At 49.6% G+C, this 17,029-nt stretch carries 17 protein-coding genes; 7 read left to right on the top strand and 10 right to left on the bottom strand.

The genetic code is table 11. The annotated features are described in order from the left end of the window. Positions 1-162: 162 nt before the first annotated feature. Positions 163-1,065, bottom strand: coding sequence for a CDF family cation-efflux transporter FieF (gene fieF / locus OGV74_RS05270; RefSeq protein ID WP_003028775.1), 903 nt, complete (start codon positions 1,063-1,065; stop codon positions 163-165). A 327-nt stretch (positions 1,066-1,392) separates the two neighbouring features. Between fieF and OGV74_RS05275 the strand changes: the two genes are divergently transcribed. Then, positions 1,393-1,956, top strand: a complete 564-nt coding sequence (locus tag OGV74_RS05275) for a type IV secretion protein Rhs (protein ID WP_086504734.1) — start codon at positions 1,393-1,395, stop codon at positions 1,954-1,956. Next, the gene (locus OGV74_RS05280; RefSeq protein WP_032950704.1) at positions 1,953-2,312 is read left to right on the top strand and encodes a putative T6SS immunity periplasmic lipoprotein; all 360 of its coding nucleotides are present in this window, start codon (positions 1,953-1,955) and stop codon (positions 2,310-2,312) included. The genes OGV74_RS05275 and OGV74_RS05280 overlap by 4 nt, the downstream gene beginning before the upstream one ends. A gap of 206 nt (positions 2,313-2,518) precedes the next feature. On the opposite strand, the gene cpxP is transcribed toward OGV74_RS05280, so the two are convergent. Next, positions 2,519-3,019 carry a cell-envelope stress modulator CpxP gene (gene cpxP / locus OGV74_RS05285; protein WP_008787022.1) on the bottom strand — a complete coding sequence of 167 codons (501 nt, stop codon included), beginning with the start codon at positions 3,017-3,019 and terminating at the stop codon, positions 2,519-2,521. A gap of 150 nt (positions 3,020-3,169) precedes the next feature. On the opposite strand from cpxP, the gene cpxR reads away from it, so the two are divergent. Further along, the gene (cpxR, locus tag OGV74_RS05290) at positions 3,170-3,868 is read left to right on the top strand and encodes an envelope stress response regulator transcription factor CpxR (protein ID WP_003028763.1); all 699 of its coding nucleotides are present in this window, start codon (positions 3,170-3,172) and stop codon (positions 3,866-3,868) included. After that, positions 3,865-5,238 carry an envelope stress sensor histidine kinase CpxA gene (cpxA, locus tag OGV74_RS05295; protein ID WP_003840485.1) on the top strand — a complete coding sequence of 458 codons (1,374 nt, stop codon included), beginning with the start codon at positions 3,865-3,867 and terminating at the stop codon, positions 5,236-5,238. Before cpxR ends, cpxA begins: the two co-directional genes overlap by 4 nt. Positions 5,239-5,279: 41 nt before the next feature. On the opposite strand, the gene OGV74_RS05300 is transcribed toward cpxA, so the two are convergent. The 4 genes from OGV74_RS05300 to yiiM form a co-directional block, all read right to left on the bottom strand. After that, the gene (locus OGV74_RS05300; protein ID WP_086504980.1) at positions 5,280-6,530 is read right to left on the bottom strand and encodes an MFS transporter; all 1,251 of its coding nucleotides are present in this window, start codon (positions 6,528-6,530) and stop codon (positions 5,280-5,282) included. 117 nt (positions 6,531-6,647) lie between these two features. After that, on the bottom strand, positions 6,648-7,604 hold the full coding sequence (locus OGV74_RS05305) for a sugar phosphate isomerase/epimerase family protein (protein ID WP_286520448.1): 957 nt from the start codon (positions 7,602-7,604) through the stop codon (positions 6,648-6,650). A gap of 8 nt (positions 7,605-7,612) precedes the next feature. Further along, positions 7,613-8,317, bottom strand: a complete 705-nt coding sequence (locus OGV74_RS05310) for a GntR family transcriptional regulator (RefSeq protein WP_057063175.1) — start codon at positions 8,315-8,317, stop codon at positions 7,613-7,615. Between the two features lie 228 nt (positions 8,318-8,545). Beyond that, complete coding sequence (yiiM, locus tag OGV74_RS05315; protein ID WP_046671344.1) at positions 8,546-9,220, bottom strand: 6-hydroxyaminopurine reductase; 675 nt, start codon at positions 9,218-9,220, stop codon at positions 8,546-8,548. A gap of 152 nt (positions 9,221-9,372) precedes the next feature. On the opposite strand from yiiM, the gene OGV74_RS05320 reads away from it, so the two are divergent. After that, entirely contained in the window at positions 9,373-10,269 is an 897-nt protein-coding gene (locus OGV74_RS05320; protein WP_071697859.1) for a dihydrodipicolinate synthase family protein, read from the top strand. A gap of 41 nt (positions 10,270-10,310) precedes the next feature. Here OGV74_RS05320 and kdgT read toward each other — a convergent pair whose 3' ends face one another. Together kdgT and sodA are read right to left on the bottom strand one after the other, a co-directional pair. Continuing rightward, positions 10,311-11,294 carry a 2-keto-3-deoxygluconate transporter gene (kdgT, locus tag OGV74_RS05325; protein ID WP_003028743.1) on the bottom strand — a complete coding sequence of 328 codons (984 nt, stop codon included), beginning with the start codon at positions 11,292-11,294 and terminating at the stop codon, positions 10,311-10,313. Positions 11,295-11,527: 233 nt separating this feature from the next. Then, positions 11,528-12,148, bottom strand: coding sequence for a superoxide dismutase [Mn] (gene sodA, locus OGV74_RS05330; protein ID WP_003840480.1), 621 nt, complete (start codon positions 12,146-12,148; stop codon positions 11,528-11,530). A gap of 255 nt (positions 12,149-12,403) precedes the next feature. Between sodA and OGV74_RS05335 the strand changes: the two genes are divergently transcribed. Together OGV74_RS05335 and rhaT are read left to right on the top strand one after the other, a co-directional pair. Then, positions 12,404-13,825 (top strand): L-fucose/L-arabinose isomerase family protein, encoded by a 1,422-nt coding sequence (locus OGV74_RS05335; RefSeq protein WP_086504732.1) that lies wholly within the window; start codon positions 12,404-12,406, stop codon positions 13,823-13,825. Positions 13,826-14,026: 201 nt separating this feature from the next. After that, positions 14,027-15,061, top strand: coding sequence for an L-rhamnose/proton symporter RhaT (rhaT, locus tag OGV74_RS05340; protein ID WP_286520452.1), 1,035 nt, complete (start codon positions 14,027-14,029; stop codon positions 15,059-15,061). Here rhaT and rhaR read toward each other — a convergent pair. Together rhaR and rhaS are read right to left on the bottom strand one after the other, a co-directional pair. Further along, positions 15,058-15,906: an HTH-type transcriptional activator RhaR gene (gene rhaR / locus OGV74_RS05345; RefSeq protein WP_086504731.1), complete on the bottom strand. Its 849-nt coding sequence runs from the start codon at positions 15,904-15,906 to the stop codon at positions 15,058-15,060. The genes rhaT and rhaR overlap by 4 nt on opposite strands. Positions 15,907-16,037: 131 nt before the next feature. After that, complete coding sequence (rhaS, locus tag OGV74_RS05350) at positions 16,038-16,886, bottom strand: HTH-type transcriptional activator RhaS (RefSeq protein ID WP_003840473.1); 849 nt, start codon at positions 16,884-16,886, stop codon at positions 16,038-16,040. Positions 16,887-17,029: the final 143 nt, after the last annotated feature.

Consider the following 17,029-nt stretch of genomic DNA (forward strand, 5'->3'; position numbering starts at 1 on the left):
TGCAAAATGAAATCTGCTGCCGGAAGTCGATTCCGCATATCGAAACGATCCAACGAATATGCAGATAGTATAACAATCACTTCCTGCTGAATTGATTCAGGTCAGGCCAAATGGTGGTAATTTATACACAAAATGCTGGCCCGGTTCACTTTTTACAACGAATTATGAAAGCTCAAACACCTTGCCTTCCTTGGGTACGACTGAACAGGGATCCTGATGAATGATGACATCTGATCCCGGGAAACGCCGTAAAATTGCCTGCTCAACCTGTTCAGCCACTAAATGCGCCTGAACGAGCGGCAGATTATCTTCCATTTCCAAATGAATCTGAATAAAGCGGGTCGGCCCTGACTGCCGCGTGCGAAGATCGTGAGCGCCGCTGACCCCAGGCCATGACGTCACGATATCAATAATTTCCTGACGTTCCTCATCGGGTAAAGCGCGATCCAGCAAAGATTGCACTGCCTCATACCCCATGCGTAGTGCGCTATATAAAATATAGATGCCAATCCCGAGCGCAAACAAGGCATCCGCACGATGCCAGCCGTACCATGCCAGCCCGAGCGCAATGAGAATCGCACCGTTCATCATAACATCAGACTGATAATGAAGCATATCTGCCCGAACGGCCTGACTTTGCGTACGCTTCACTACCCAGCGCTGAAACGAGACCAGAATGATTGTACACACTAACGCAATGATGGTGACAACCACCCCAACGCCGGGATCTTTCATCGGCGTCGGTTGGATGAGATGCTGAATCCCGGTCAGGAATAAAAACAGCGCCGAACCGGAAATAAACATGCTTTGCGCCAGCGCCGCCAGTGATTCCGCTTTTCCGTGTCCGAACGTATGTTCATCATCGGCCGGTTGCAGCGAATAGCGCACCACCAACAGGTTGGTTAACGACGCCGCGATGTCCACCAGAGAATCCACCAGTGCAGCCAGAATACTGACCGATCCGGTGTACCACCACGCGAAAATTTTGATCAAAAGTAACAGCGATGCCATCACGGTCGCCGCGATTGCCGCCCGGCTCACCAGCCGCCCATAGGTATGATTCATAAACACTCCAGCCAGAATATGCCGCTAGTATAACGGATGAAGTAAAACAGTCAGGCAATAACCGAGTGACAAATTTTGGCCCCCCCTCACATCATGTGAGGGAAGACAGGGATGGAATGTTGTAGCAATACATAGCAACACTTAAATTAAAAATTTATTCTAATAAAAAATCTACATTACGGCCTATCTTACAGCCGGATCAGCATGACCATACGTCAGCTGAATACGTTTTATTCTGAGTTTTTAAGACCTCTCTATAACTCTTCCAATGCTGATTTACTTTAGGTGTACGATAAACACTCAATCAACATATCTTGAGGGATTAAGATGACGTATTACCCTAATTCTATTGACTGGAAACCGATCCAAGAAGGAGGGCTGCGTAGGTTAAGGCTTGGCGAGATAAATCTTGCAAACTCGCTCTTTGGCTTCAGCATTCTTTACCATCAAGTTTGGGTTCATCTGGAAAGTTATCTTCCTTTTGATAGTCAAAACCCCGGCCAGGCGATGACGCCCAACGGCGAAATGTGGTTTAGAAAAATAAAATACGAAGATGATTTCTCGATGCCAACAAAACAGCAAACTCCAAATGCTCAGCATCATTTTTTACATGAAATGATGCATGTTTGGCAGCACCAATATGGAATGTGGGTACGAACACGCGGGGCGTTCTCATGGGCAGCTGATTATACATACAGTCTAAATGAAAAAAACTTACTTGATTACGGGCTGGAGCAGCAAGCATCATTAGTCAGCGATTACTGGTTGTTAAAGCATTATGGGTTTGATGGACATAGCGATCTGTATGTTTACCGTGATTATGACCCAGAAGAACCTGAGCTGGAGTTAATACAGAAATATGAAAAGGTATTAGGGGATTTTCCGATATGAAGAAGTCGATCTTTTTTCTTCCTATACTTTTATTTCTGGCCGGATGCCCAGGGAAAGGTAGAGAGGGTGCAGAGTCCGGCGAACGACGGGCGATCTACGTAGATGGCAGTCGCGTTTGCTTTACCATAGATAAAAATGATGTATTAACCCGCTATATTCTATCAACTAATGGTAGAGAATATAAAAAATTATTAGTCGGCGATTTTAAGTATCTCACCTACCCAAGTACCTGCTTTACGGTAAATTTAGAAAAAGGGTTAGTGTATGGCGCAAGCTATACCTTAAATGGAAAAAACCACTACTACACCTTTATCATTACCAATGATGGTACTGTGTTGGATTTAGGAAAAAGCTAAGCATTATTATCAGATTACACGGCTCTACATAAAGGCAGTCAGTTACATTGAGGTCAATCACGCATAACAAAAGCGTTTATAAGCTCCAAATATCTTCTGTAAGTAGCTGCTTATCTTTGGTAATCCGATTTAATTTGGGCAAAAAAAACCCCCACATCATGTGGGGGAAGACAGGGATGGTGTCTATGGCAAGGAAAACAGGGTTACTACTGGGAACGTGAGTTGCTACTACTCAATAAATTCAACGATGAGCTTTTTTTCCAGTGCGCTACGTCGCGCAGTTGCTCCATTCGTTGTTCATGTTTCTCATTTAAAACCGCTTGCTGCTCGGGCGTTAACAGGCGATACATCTGGTTGCGGATCCTGGCTATTTCAACCTGGCGGGCAACCTGTTCTTGCGCCATTCTTTCTGCCTGAGCGCGCACTGCGCTTTCATCAAATTTCTCTGCGGTGACAAGGCGATGCATTGTCTCCATTTCGCTAACATTAACAGGAGGCTGTTCGTGTCTTGCCTGCTGCATTAAATCTCGCATCTGTTGACGTTGATGTTCGGTTAAACTGATACCGTCAAACATGTGGCTCTGAACGCTGCGTTGCGATGAGCCTTCACCCAGGTGCCAGTGATCGCCTGTGACGACTTCAGCTGCATGGCTAAATGTACTGAGTGCCAGCGTTGAGGCCATGACGGCAGCGGTAACTTTGCCCATCACTTGCTCCCAAAATCTTTTCTGTCGCGATTCAACGAGAGACAGTTTACGATTCGGGCTGCAAACATGCGTCAGGGGGTGTAAAACAACGTAAAGTCATAGATTAGCGACGCCTGATGACGTAATTTCTGCCTCGGAGGTACGTAAACAATGAATAAAATCCTGTTAGTTGATGATGACCGAGAGCTGACTTCCCTGTTAAAGGAGTTGCTCGAAATGGAAGGTTTCGATGTGCTGGTTGCCTATGATGGGGAACAGGCGCTTGAGCTTCTGGATGACAGCATCGATTTACTTTTGCTCGACGTCATGATGCCGAAGAAAAACGGCATTGATACGCTGAAAGCACTTCGTCAGACACACCAGACACCCGTAATCATGCTGACCGCTCGCGGCAGCGAATTGGATCGCGTACTTGGCCTTGAGCTGGGCGCGGACGACTATTTACCCAAACCGTTTAACGACCGTGAACTGGTCGCGCGCATCCGCGCTATTCTGCGTCGCTCACACTGGAGCGAACAGCAGCAGAACAGCGATAACGGCTCGCCGACTCTGGAAGTAGATGCGTTAAGCCTTAATCCTGGTCGCCAGGAAGCCAGCTTTGACGGGCAAATCCTGGAGCTCACCGGCACCGAATTCACCCTGCTTTATTTGCTGGCACAGCATCTCGGTCAGGTGGTTTCGCGTGAGCACCTGAGCCAGGAAGTGCTGGGTAAACGCCTGACGCCTTTCGATCGCGCTATCGATATGCATATCTCGAACCTGCGTCGTAAGCTGCCAGAGCGTAAAGACGGACACCCATGGTTTAAAACCCTGCGTGGTCGCGGCTACCTGATGGTTTCCGCTTCATGATAGGGAGCTTAACCGCGCGCATCTTTGCCATCTTCTGGTTGACGCTGGCACTGGTGTTGATGTTGGTACTGATGTTACCCAAGCTCGACTCACGCCAGATGACCGAGCTACTGGACAGCGAGCAGCGCCAGGGGTTAATGATTGAGCAACACGTTGAAGCTGAACTGGCGAACGATCCACCTAACGATTTGATGTGGTGGCGTCGCTTGTTTCGGGCGATAGACAAGTGGGCGCCGCCAGGACAGCGGTTATTACTTGTTACGACGGAAGGACGCGTGATCGGCGCAGAACGCAATGAAATGCAGATCATTCGTAACTTTATTGGTCAGGCCGATAACGCCGACCATCCGCAAAAGAAAAAATACGGTCGCGTTGAGATGGTCGGGCCTTTCTCCGTCAGAGACGGTGAAGATAACTACCAGCTGTATCTCATTCGACCAGCCAGCAGCTCACAATCTGACTTTATCAACCTGCTGTTTGACCGACCGCTGTTGTTGCTGATCGTCACCATGTTAGTCAGCTCTCCGCTATTGCTCTGGCTTGCCTGGAGTCTGGCGAAACCAGCGCGTAAGTTGAAAAACGCGGCGGATGAAGTGGCCCAGGGCAACCTGCGTCAACATCCGGAGCTGGAAGCCGGTCCGCAGGAGTTTCTGGCGGCAGGTGCCAGCTTTAACCAGATGGTGACGGCGCTGGAACGGATGATGACCACGCAGCAACGTCTGCTGTCGGACATCTCTCACGAGCTGAGAACACCGCTAACGCGTCTGCAACTGGGCACCGCTCTGCTGCGCCGTCGTAGCGGTGAGAGCAAAGAGCTGGAGCGCATTGAAACAGAAGCACACCGACTGGACAGCATGATCAACGACCTGCTGGTGATGTCACGTAATCAGCAGAAAAACGCGCTGGTCAGTGAAACGGTGAAAGCTAATCAGCTGTGGGGCGAAGTGCTGGATAACGCCGCCTTTGAAGCTGAGCAGATGGGTAAATCGCTCACGGTGAATTTCCCGCCGGGTCCATGGCCGCTGTACGGTAACCCAAATGCGTTGGAAAGTGCGCTGGAAAACATTGTGCGCAATGCCCTGCGCTATTCACATACGAAGATTGAAGTTGGCTTCGCGGTGGATATCGACGGGATTACCATCACCGTGGACGACGATGGCCCAGGCGTAAGCCCTGAAGACAGAGAACAGATTTTCCGTCCGTTCTATCGTACCGATGAGGCGCGCGATCGCGAGTCTGGCGGAACAGGTCTGGGTCTGGCGATTGTTGAAACCGCAATCCAGCAGCATCGTGGCTGGGTGAAGGCCGAAGACAGCCCGTTGGGTGGTTTACGGCTGGTAATTTGGTTACCGCTGTATAAGCGTTCTTAACAGGCTTCCCCGGTAATTGTATTGCCGGGGAAGCTCTCACCTTATGCCGCTGCCGTTGTAGCCACTAACTTTTGCTTTTTAATCCGCTTAACCAGAATGGTCGAGCAGATAAAGCCCATTAAGCTGAACGCAATCATCACGCTAAAGACATAGTTGTAGCCAGTGATGCCGCTATTGGTATCCAGCAAATAGCCGTACAAGGTGTACGCAAACATCGCTGGCATATAACCGATGATGCAACCAAATGCCATTGCCGAGCCCGCATACTCACGTGGGGTACCGATCTCATCCATCGGCGCGAAGAAAATGGCGCGCTGTGAGAAGATAATCGCTCCGAACCCTAATGTCGCTGCCATACCGATATACACGTTCATGGTTTGATGCGGTAACTGCATGAACACAAGCATCGCAACAGCAGAGATCAGGAACGTCCACTTCAGATACACTGTCGGTGATTTAGCAACTTTATCTGCCAACATTCCACCAATCGGCCCACCTACCATTTTTAACGCATACTGGTTGATGATGCCGTACGCACCAACGAGTGCTACCGGCAGCATGTAGATATCTTTTAAGAACGGGATGAAGTAAGTCAGTCCACAGTACGCGGCGTAAACGAAGAAAATACCTAAAGAAGCCAGCCAAACGTTAGGGCAGGATAAAACATGTTTGATACCCTTTAACACTTCCATGTTGGCACTGGTTTTCTCGCCACCTTTAACTTCGTCATTATCGACAATAAAGTAGGTCACAATACCAGCCGCAATGGTGATGAGCGTATAAAACAGCAGCCCCGCCTGCATACCCGCTTTCCCCTCACCAAACTGGACGAAGACAAACAGGGCACCAGAAGCGACAATGACGTCTACCACACCGCGTCCAGCCTCCAAAAAACCAAACATGCGCCCTTGTTCTTCTTTCGTTCCCAGCAGACGTACGGCTTTCAGCAATACCGGCCAATAAACCACATCGGCAAAGAAAGCCATCGCGGCAAAGCAAATGAGATAGCCGGTAAATGACGGTAGCGTTGCCAGATATAAGCCACATAACCCAACACCAATCAGACCTAACGGTAATAATATTTTCTTGGAGTAACGATCTGCGATATAGAGAGAAAGAAAAAGCCCGGTTGTCTGAACAATCGTATAAACCGTAAAACTCAAGCCAATTTGCGTATTGGTTAAACCCCAGTCATTCTGCATTGGCACATAGAAAACATCTTTCATACTTGAAAGCTTGAATATCGTGCCACCGCCTAAAATTAAAAAGCAAAGCCTTGCCCATTTATTCATGAACATAATTAAACCCTCATTGCTTGTTGAGAGAAATATTTAATTAAAATATTTAATCAATAAAACAGATAGACTATTTGCATAGTCATCCTTACATTTAATAATATTTAAAGAAATTTATTGATTAGTTATAAATTTATCACATAAATCGCGAATGTATTTTATTTGCGCAAGAGCATGATCTTTTTCCTGCGCCAGTCGCGCATCAATCATATTACTGTCAGGCAGCGGCGTATAACTTGCATCGCGCCATGGGATCCATGGATTATCACCCTCATCGTCGAAGCGAAATGCAGGGGCATAATATTCAACTTCTTCTTCCAGACCAAAAGCATGTACTTGCGGTTTATCTTCACCTAAAAGTAATAATACCTTGAGCATCTCTTCCATGGGTAAATCGCCGTGTCCTGAACGACAAGCCTCATGCCCCCAGCCTTTACCTTCTTTAATAATTTTGGCGTCTTTGATATGTACCTGAGTGATTAATGGAGACATAACCTCTAACGCAGAAAGCGGCTGTTCATTAGCATTAATCATGTTGCCAAAATCAAACAGAATAGAGAGATTTTTCATCCCGCTATTGTTAACCAGCGTCACCAGCTCATGGCCTTGCAGATCTTCATGCTGTTCGATAGTAAAGCTTAGTCCGCAATCGTCATACTGAGACAGCCACGCAATATCATTGGCAATCTTCGCCATAACATCGTTCAGATGTCCTTCATAACGCGGGTAGAAACGCACTGAAGTTGCACCAGTAGCAACAGCAATACGGATTGCATCCGTCAATGTCGCCTTATCCGATGCGCTCGTTTCGATATGCACATCCAGATTATATTTTTTGGCCTTCTCTTTAAAATCGTGTAGCTGCTGATCGTTTAGTTTCTGCAGTGATTGGGACTCACCATCCTCAACATGTATTTTTACACCCTTCAATTTTTGCTGATACGCAATATCCAGAAGATCCCCCGGCAGGACTCTCTCGTAGCGCATATTCAGATGAAAAGCATAAGCATGTAGGTACAGCGGTATATTTCTCGCGCGTTCGGCAAGAAGTTCTTTGTTATATTTTTCCATTATTTTTCTCATTCATCACGAATAACAAGTTCCACTGATTCAAGTCGCCAGTATTCGAAATCAACCTGAACCACTTTTTTATCTTGGGTAGCCCGATGTTTTTCTACTAAAATTCCATACGTATTAGGCGCAACTCCCAGCTCTTTGCAGGCCACTTCTGGCATATTGACCGGTTTAAAAATCATTTCTTTGATATTTAAAACATGGCCAAATGCATCTTCCCAGACGCTAGCAAAAGACTGATTGCCCAATTTATTAATGAATCCTGGCGCAACATCGGCATCAATATAGGATTCATGGTAAAACACTTTATGTGAATCAAGACCGCACCAGCCAGTAACTAAATAGCGATCGCCGGAGGAGAGAAAAACATCATCAACATGATGCGGGGCTGTTTCAATGGTTTCTTTGGTTAAATAATCCCAAAAAGGTTCACGTCCCTGAGCACAGGCTTCAGCATTGAAGCTGGAAAGTGATTTAGGGTTATAAATAAATCGCTTCGACGAAATAAACCAACCACTGCGGTTCTTGCGGAAAATACGCGCATCGATCTCGAGCTCAATCAAAACCTGACGTAAGGTCATACGCTTTGCATCCAGAAGCTCACATAACTCCCTCTCCGAAGGCAATTTGGACCCCGCTGGTAAATTCTTCTCGTTTAACCAGCTTTCAAAGCGCTCTCTGAGCACATCAACATTGTTTTTCTTTTTCATTTCGCTCATCTGGTTTAAACCAATTTGAAGCTAAGATATTTGAGTGCAGGAAATACTCAAGTTTTTTTTCAACGCAGAGTTTCTTTTTGTGGACCAGGTATCAAGAATGGCTTTGAAGCAAACCGTGACCGGCAGGTTTTTGCCCGGTTTTGTATGCAGGGAAATGAACCGCGGGGGAGAGGTAAATCAGGTGTCGCCACCTGATTTAATTGCAGAGACTGAGGTGGGCTATTTCCCCCACAAACGGCGGGAATTGTCTTCGATCTTGCCGCTTAAACGACGCTTTTGCATCGTTCTGGTCCAACTTTTTGATAACCCTGCAGCCGACAGTAAACGGTGATATTGCGAATCATCAAACGGCATATGCCAGGCGATAGCAATTGCCTCCCGCACGCTGACGTCGCTCACGCGTGACGCCAGGATCAACGGCGCATCTGCAGATACCAGCCCTGCCGCGATGACGCTGCACAGCCAGCCCGTCTTACCTGCATCCTGCATCTGGCAGGCCATATCGCTGATGCCAAAATGGAAATTCAACTTAAAGCACGGCGAGCGCGGCTGCGTGACCTGAATCAACGCCTCTCCCCACTGGAAAATGTCACCAATATACACATTCTCTTCAGTCAGCCCCTCAGTAGAGAGGTTCTCACCAAACGCGGGCGCGACAAATAGCTCCGCCTGCTCCGGAAACGCTTGTCTCCAGTGCTGATAGTGTTCACGCGGATAGTGACACAGCGCGCGATCCGGCCCGCCATGAATTTTCGCTTCCGCCTGTTCATCTCCTGTCAGCCCCAGTTCGGTCAGCATCAGCTCACCGTCAATCTGGACTTTAGCAATCGCGCTGGGACGGCTTCCCGTGTAGTCCCGAACTTTGCCCGTAAAAACATCGACCGGATATCGCATCTGTTCCCTCTCCCGATAAATTTCCCCCATTACACCACATTTATTTTACCCCAGTCGCTCAAAATGAGAGCACGGTTCACATGAAACTTAGGGACACATGCTATCAATGTAAGCTGGTTTTGAAACATCATTTCAAATAAGGAGTCGACAACGTGACTGGTCAATCGCAATTTGCTGGCGTCTGGTGTCCTTCCATTACGCCAATGGACAATGACGGTAAGATCGATCTCAACGGTCTAAGCCATCATCTCAAACGCCTTACCGAGGCCAAAATCGACGTGATTTTGCTGATGGGCAGCATCGGAGAATTTGCTTCCTTTACGCTCGAAGAAAGGCTGTTGCTGATCCGCGAGGCCCGCGCCATGAGCTCGCTGAAGATGGTCGCCAACGTCTCATCCACCTGCCAGAATGATGTATTGTTGATGGCGCAGGAAGCGTATCGCTCAGGTTACGATGCCGTGATGATCCTGCCGCCCTACTACTACGGACAAACGGCGAAACAGCTGCTGAGCTACTTCCGTCAGTTGGGGCAGAAACTCAGCGGCAAATGGTTTGCCTATAACTTCCCGGCACGCACCGGCTGCGATTTAACCCCCGAGCTGGTTGCCTCCCTCGCCGCTGAATTCCCGAATTTCGCTGGTATCAAAGACACCGTCGACTGCCAGTCTCATACTCGCAGTATGATTCAGACCACCCGCGCCGTGCGGGAGGATTTTGCCGTGCTGTCCGGCTACGACGAATACTATATTCCCAACCTGTTGGCAGGTGGCGCAGGGATTATTTCAGGGTTGAACAACGTCATGCCGGAACTGTTTGTCAGCGCGCGGGAAGCGTTTAAACAGGGCGACCTGGCAGCGCTTCGCGATATTCAGGACCAGATTGGCACCTACATGTCCATCTATGCCATCGGCGAAGATTTTGTCACCACCATCAAAACCGTGGTATCGCGTAAGTTTGGCTATTGCTCCGGCGTGTCACGTAATGCCGGTGGAGAGTTGAACGAGAGTGAGTGTAGAACAATCGATGAGGTGTTTGTCGTCAAAGGGTAAATAATTAAGCCGGATGGTGCAGACCATCCGGCTTAAGAGACTTACTTCACGGTGCCACGAAGATCAATTTCTGCCGCCCTTGCTTTGGCCCTTTTCGACCAGATAGACGTGATAATCGGCACCAGAATGGAGGTCACAATCACCGACGTGGCGACCAGGGAAGTTGCTGCCGGTGCCATCGGTTTAAATGCCGGAACCATTTCAGCAATCAGCACAGGCGTAGCAACCGCTGCCCCCGCAGAACTGGAAGCCGCAATCCCCGCCGTACCATCGCCACCACCAATCAGTTTATCGGCGATAATCAATGGAATACCAGTGATGATAATCACTGCCACGCCCAGCAAAATACCCAGCACGCCGGTCTGAGCAATCACGCTCAAATCAATAGTGTTACCTAATGCGAAGGCAAAGAACGGGATCAGTGTCTGCACCGCTTTGCTGAAGAACTCCCGCAGTTCAGGGTCCAGATTCCCCAGCGCAAAGCCAATCAGGAACGGCAATACTGCGCCAACAAATACGTGCGGTTCAAACGACGCGATCCCGGCAGTTCCCAGAATCACCATGGTCATCAGCGGGCCAGACTCCAGCGACATCAGGACAAACGCCCCAGCCTCTTCTTTGGTGCCGTACTGCTGCATAATCGAGGCATACAACCCGCCGTTGGTCATATCCATGGCGGCCACCAGCGCCAGCGTAGACAACCCAGCGAAGAATCCGACCTCTACGCCATGTTCCGGCAGAATGCGTGAGGCAATCGCTGCAACCACCCACGCCACCAGAATCTTGGTTATGACTAACGTACCTGATTTACGCAGCACGGTGCCGGTGGCGCTTAGCTTGATCGACGCCCCCATGCAAAAGAACCAGACCGCCAGGATAGGTACCGTACCGGTGATCATACCGTTGGTAAAGGAGCCGAAGTATTTCCCGGCGCCGGGGGAAAAGGTGTGACACAACGCGCCCAGGAAAAGCGGCACCAGCATCATACCGCCTGGGATTTTCTCTATCGTACGTTTGATCTGCATTTCCATCACCTGTAGACATAAAAATGGGGCAATTTTTATGGGCGATTGCATCTTGCTTTGAGATGCGCCCGTCTTGATGAAAAGAAGATAGACATTCATAGAGACTATAAAAGTGATCCCACTCGCATAATAAAACCTTGTTTCAATTTAAGTGGATCATTGTTTTTATATTGAGTTTGATCACAAAAAAACCCCACAAGCATCGCTTGCAGGGCTTCGTTAAAGCATAGAACTTATTTTTTTGCTGCGAAACGCGCGGCAGCTTCGTCCCAGTTCACGACGTTCCAGAACTCTTTGATGTAGTCCGGGCGACGGTTCTGGAATTTCAGGTAGTAAGCGTGTTCCCAAACATCCAGGCCCACGATTGGGAAACCGGAAGCGCCAGAGATAGCTTCACCCATCAGCGGGGAATCCTGGTTGGCGGTGGAAACAACAGCCAGTTTGTCACCTTTCAGCACCAGCCACGCCCAGCCGGAGCCAAAGCGGGTTGCCGCTGCTTTTTCAAATTCAGCTTTGAAGTTGTCAACGGAGCCGAAGTCACGTTCGATAGCCGCTTTCAGGTCACCCTGCAGCGTAGTACCGGTTTTCAGGCCTTTCCAGAACAGGCTGTGGTTAGCGTGACCGCCCGCGTTGTTACGCAGTACGGTTTTCTTGTCTGCTGGCAGTTGATCCAGTTTGGTGATCAGCTCTTCAGCGGACAGGCTGGCGAATTCTGGCAGGCTTTCCAGCGCAGCGTTCGCGTTGTTTACGTAAGCCTGGTGGTGTTTGGTATGGTGGATTTCCATCGTCTGCTTATCGAAGTGCGGTTCAAGGGCATCATAAGCGTACGGCAGGGATGGCAGTGTATAACTCATAATCATCTCCAGTATTGTCGGGCGGCCTGTGTTAACGCCGCGTAAGCAGTTGGGTCATTATAGTTAATTAAATGATATTGAAAATGATTATCAATGCCGTACTTTTTACAGGGCTATTATGCGGTATAAGTGTGAGCATCACTGGGAAAATCAGGTGAATTTTGCCAACCTGTGTAGAAAACAGGCAGCGACATGAAGGACATGGGAGATAAAGCACGACATAGTCTGAGAATTATCTCACAAGGAAATATTGCTATGTCTGTCAACATTGCCCTTTTTGGTATCGGCCTCGACACATACTGGCCCCAGTTTACAGGCCTGGAGTCACGTCTTCAGGGCTACCTGCAAACAATTGATGAGCGTCTGACGGCACAACAAGCCACCGTGATTAATGGCGGCCTGATTGATAACGTCGATAAAGCCGATGCCCTTATCAAGCGGTTGCAACAGCAGTCAGTCGATGCGGTCTGCCTTTACATCAGCACCTACGCGCTCAGCTCAACGGTGCTCCCCCTTGTGCAGAGCATCAATAAACCGGTCATTATTCTGGCCCTACAGCCAGAGCCAGGACTGCCCTATTCAACTATCCGTCAAATTCCCGATCGGGGCGGGCGTACTGGAGAGTGGCTGGCGCACTGTCAGGCCTGCAGCGCCCCCGAACTGGCAAATGTGTTTAACCGTGCGAATATCCGCTTTCAATTGATCGTTGGCGCACTACAGGGTGATAAGTACGTCTGGCAACAAACTGCGCAGTGGCTACAAGCCCTTAACACGCGACAAATGCTGGCAAATTGTCAGGTCGGCGTCCTCGGACACTATTATGACGGCATGGTGGACGTTTACAGCAATATGACGAACTTGTCCGCCAAAATGGGCGTTCGCTTTAAGCCGCTGGAGATGTGTGAGTTGGCGGAATATCGCGAGCAGGTCAGCGAGACAGACCTCCATGCTAAACAACAGGAAATGCACCGTGTACTTCAGTTGGATGCAGCATGCGAGCCTGCAGAGCTTGACCGCGCGCTCACCACTGCCTGTGCCATGGATAAACTAATTGCCCGGAATAAGCTCGGCGCACTCGCCTATTACTATGAGGGTCGTAACGGTAACGCTTACGAGAACATCATCACCTCAATCATTCTCGGCAATACGCTGCTTACCCACCGTGGTATTCCCGTAGCGGGGGAATATGAAATCAAAAATGTGCTGGCGATGAAAATTCAGCAACTTTTAGGGGCTGGAGGTTCATTCTCAGAACCCTATGGTATTGAATTTATCGATGATGTTGTTTTGTGGGGACATGACGGTCCGGCGCATCCTCTGATGGCGGATGGTCCGGTGAGTCTGGTGCCGCTGCCGGTTTATCATGGTAAACCCGGCAAAGGTGTGTCCATCCAGATGACCGTGAAGTCTGGCCCGGTAACCTTTCTTTCGGTAATTGAAGATGCCGAAAACGGGGTGCGTTTACAGTATGCCGAAGGTGAAGCTGTGGCAGGTGAAGTTCTGGATATCGGCAACACCAACAGCCGCTATCGCTTCCCGTTATCGGCTCGCGAATTCACCACGCAATGGTGCATGGGCGGCCCAGCCCATCATTGCAGTATTGGCCTGGGGTATCATGGTGAGGTACTGGAAAAACTCGCCTGGTTACTGGGTATTCAGGCAGTAAGAATCTGCTAATCCTCAATATTTCCGCCCTTCACAAAAAGAGGGGCGGAGCTGCATTTGTGATCAACATCCCTTTCATCCCCTGAATTTTGCCAGCATTACTCATCACGCGGCAGCATGCTGAAGGTTAATTTATTGCTCACTCTTTAGACTTTTGAATATCAAAACGGGTGATTTTCATCCTGCCAAATCGATAATTCAAAAGGAAACAGAATGGGTAACGCAATTACGATGGGGATAATATGGCATCTTATCGGTGCCGCTAGTGCCGCTTGTTTCTATGCCCCCTTTAAAAAGGTACAACACTGGTCCTGGGAAACCATGTGGTCCATCGGTGGCTTTGTATCATGGCTAATCCTTCCCTGGCTCGTCAGCGCGATCCTGCTGCCGGACTTCTGGACCTATTACAGTTCATTTAGCGCGTCCACACTGCTGCCGGTATTTTTGTTCGGTGCCATGTGGGGGATTGGTAACATCAACTATGGTCTGACCATGCGTTACCTCGGTATGTCGATGGGGATCGGGATCGCTATCGGCATTACGCTGATTGTTGGCACCTTAATGACGCCAATCATTGCCGGTAAATTTGACGTGCTCATCGGCACGCCTGGTGGGCGAATGACCCTGCTCGGCGTGCTGGTCGCCCTGATCGGCGTGGCGATTGTCACCCGTGCCGGACAGTTAAAAGAGCGCAAAATGGGCATCAAAGCCGAAGAGTTCAATCTGAAAAAAGGTCTGATACTGGCGGTGATGTGCGGCTTTTTCTCCGCGGGGATGTCCTTTGCTATGGATGCGGCTAAACCCATGCACGAAGCCGCTGCAGCACTCGGTATCGATCCGCTGTATGTCGCCCTGCCAAGCTACGTCGTCATCATGGGCGGCGGTGCGGTAATCAATCTGGGATACTGCTTCATTCGTCTGGCAAAAATGAAAAATCTGTCAGTAAAAGCCGACTTCTCGTTAGCCAAACCGCTGATTATCAGCAACATCCTGTTCTCGGCGCTTGCTGGTCTGATGTGGTATCTCCAGTTCTTCTTTTACGCCTGGGGCCATGCCAAAATTCCAGCGCAATATGACTATATGAGCTGGATGCTGCACATGAGCTTCTACGTCCTGTGCGGTGGTATCGTGGGCCTGATCATGAAAGAGTGGAGCAATGCAGGACGACGTCCGGTCAATGTGCTAAGCCTTGGCTGCGTGGTGATCATTGTCGCGGCAAACATTGTGGGTCTGGGAATGGCCAGCTAATCATGTTGGGTGCTGAGATGACGCCACTGGCTTGGCGTCATCCCGGTTTCGCGCGTGAACACCACCGAAAAGTAGTTACTGTCCTCAAAGCCGCAGCGCATAGAAATCTCACTAATCATCAACCGACTATGTTTGAGCAGATACTGCGCATGGCAAACCCGCACCTGGCGGAGATACTGGTTGATGGTCATGCCGGTCTGGCTGCGAAACTGCTGGCGCAAAACGCGCTCGCTGCACCGTTCGCGCTCGCAAAACTTATTCAGTTCGAACGCATGCTCATGGCTACCGGCTAACGCGGTAATGAGTTTATCCAACAGCGTTTCACTCGACGTTGCCGGGAGCGTATCCGTGGCATAACGATGGCGTTTAAGGAGCGTCACCAGTTGCCCGAATAGCAGTTCCGCCATGTTAAAAGCCTGCGCATCGCGCTGATTACTTTCATGCTCAAGCTGGCTTATCACCTGCCGGGCCTGCGTCATGCCAACGCTGCCGAGTCGCCAGTGCGCCTGCCGCGGCACACCGTTAAATCCGGGGATCGCCCCTTGCCAGTCAACATTCAGCGTCAACCGCTCCGGGCAGTAGATGATATTTTGCAAAACAAGGTCGTTTACGGAAGTGTAGGAATGTTTGTCTTCGGCGCGAATGTAAAACAGATCGCCACGGGTTATTCGGTACGGACGATCGTTAAGGACATGCAGACCATTGCCGCGCCAGACCAGGACCAGCTCGCAAAATTCATGGGTATGCTCAGCAAAGACATCCTGCGGATAACGATCGGCTACGGCGACAGCCTGCTGCTCATGCGCAAAAAAGTCTGATTTCAGAAGGACCAGATGGTTCGCCATCACAATATTCCCTGCCTGGTGGCGGCTACGTGTCACGTAATCTGTAGGCCGGATAAGGCGTAGCCGCCATCCGGCGTTAAGGGACATGATTATCTGAGATTCGGCGATAAAAAACGTTGATAGCTTTCGCGTTACTGGAGGCTGCTTGCCACAACGAGATCGCGCCCCTGACGAATATCGCGTGGCGACCACTTGAACTCACGGCGAAAAAGCGTCGAAAAGTGGTTACTGTCGCCGAATCCGCAGAGATAAGCGATGTCTGTCACGCTATCATCACTGTGACGAAGCAGATGCCGAGCCTTGATCAGCCGCAAGCGGTTAAGGTAGCGCTGCGGCGTCAATCCGGTTTGCTGTTTGAGCTGGCGATGCAGAGTACGCAAAGAGAGGGAAAACTTCTCGGCCAGCGCCTCCCAACATACCTCGTCGGCAAAGTTATCTTCCAGCCACGCCATCAGGAGGTTAAGCCGCGCGTCGTTATCGGTCGCTGCTTCCATCAGGCTGCTTTTACGCAGCAGCACCAGCAGCTGCATAAACAGGATCTCGCGATTTGCCGCCGTTGGTGTATCCATCCCCTCACCGAGCGCTTCCATCTGCCCCACCAGTTGTCGAACCTGCTGCAACACACCCTGATTCACCCGCCAGTGCGAAGGATACTGCCCATTCTGTTCCTGAGGTAAAAGCTGATTCAGCCCAGCCAGAAATTGAAACGCATCCGGGGAGCGATACAACACATTGGTCAGGCACAGATTGTCAGTATGTTCATATAAATGCCGGTCATGATCGCGAACGAAACACACCGTACCGCCGCTGATGGTGTAAGGCTGTCCGTTGAACACATGGATCCCCGTTCCATGTTCGACCACCACAATTTCATGAAAATCATGATGATGTTCTGGAAACGCAGGTTGAGGAAGCCGCGGTTCAATAGCCACTGGCGCTTTACCTGTCGGAAAAAAATCCACGCAATGCAATATCGTCATGATGACATCCTTCCCGATCAAATGAACATGGCTGAATAGTAATTAAGGGTTATCACCCTCACCTTAAATTTTTGACGCCAAAGTGCGTAAACACGGTCAATTCTTCAAGAAATGGCGGGAAAGATCGGGAATTGCGGAAGACG

It is taken from the genome of Citrobacter sp. Cf116, from assembly GCF_030336505.1.
Taxonomy (GTDB): domain Bacteria; phylum Pseudomonadota; class Gammaproteobacteria; order Enterobacterales; family Enterobacteriaceae; genus Citrobacter; species Citrobacter freundii.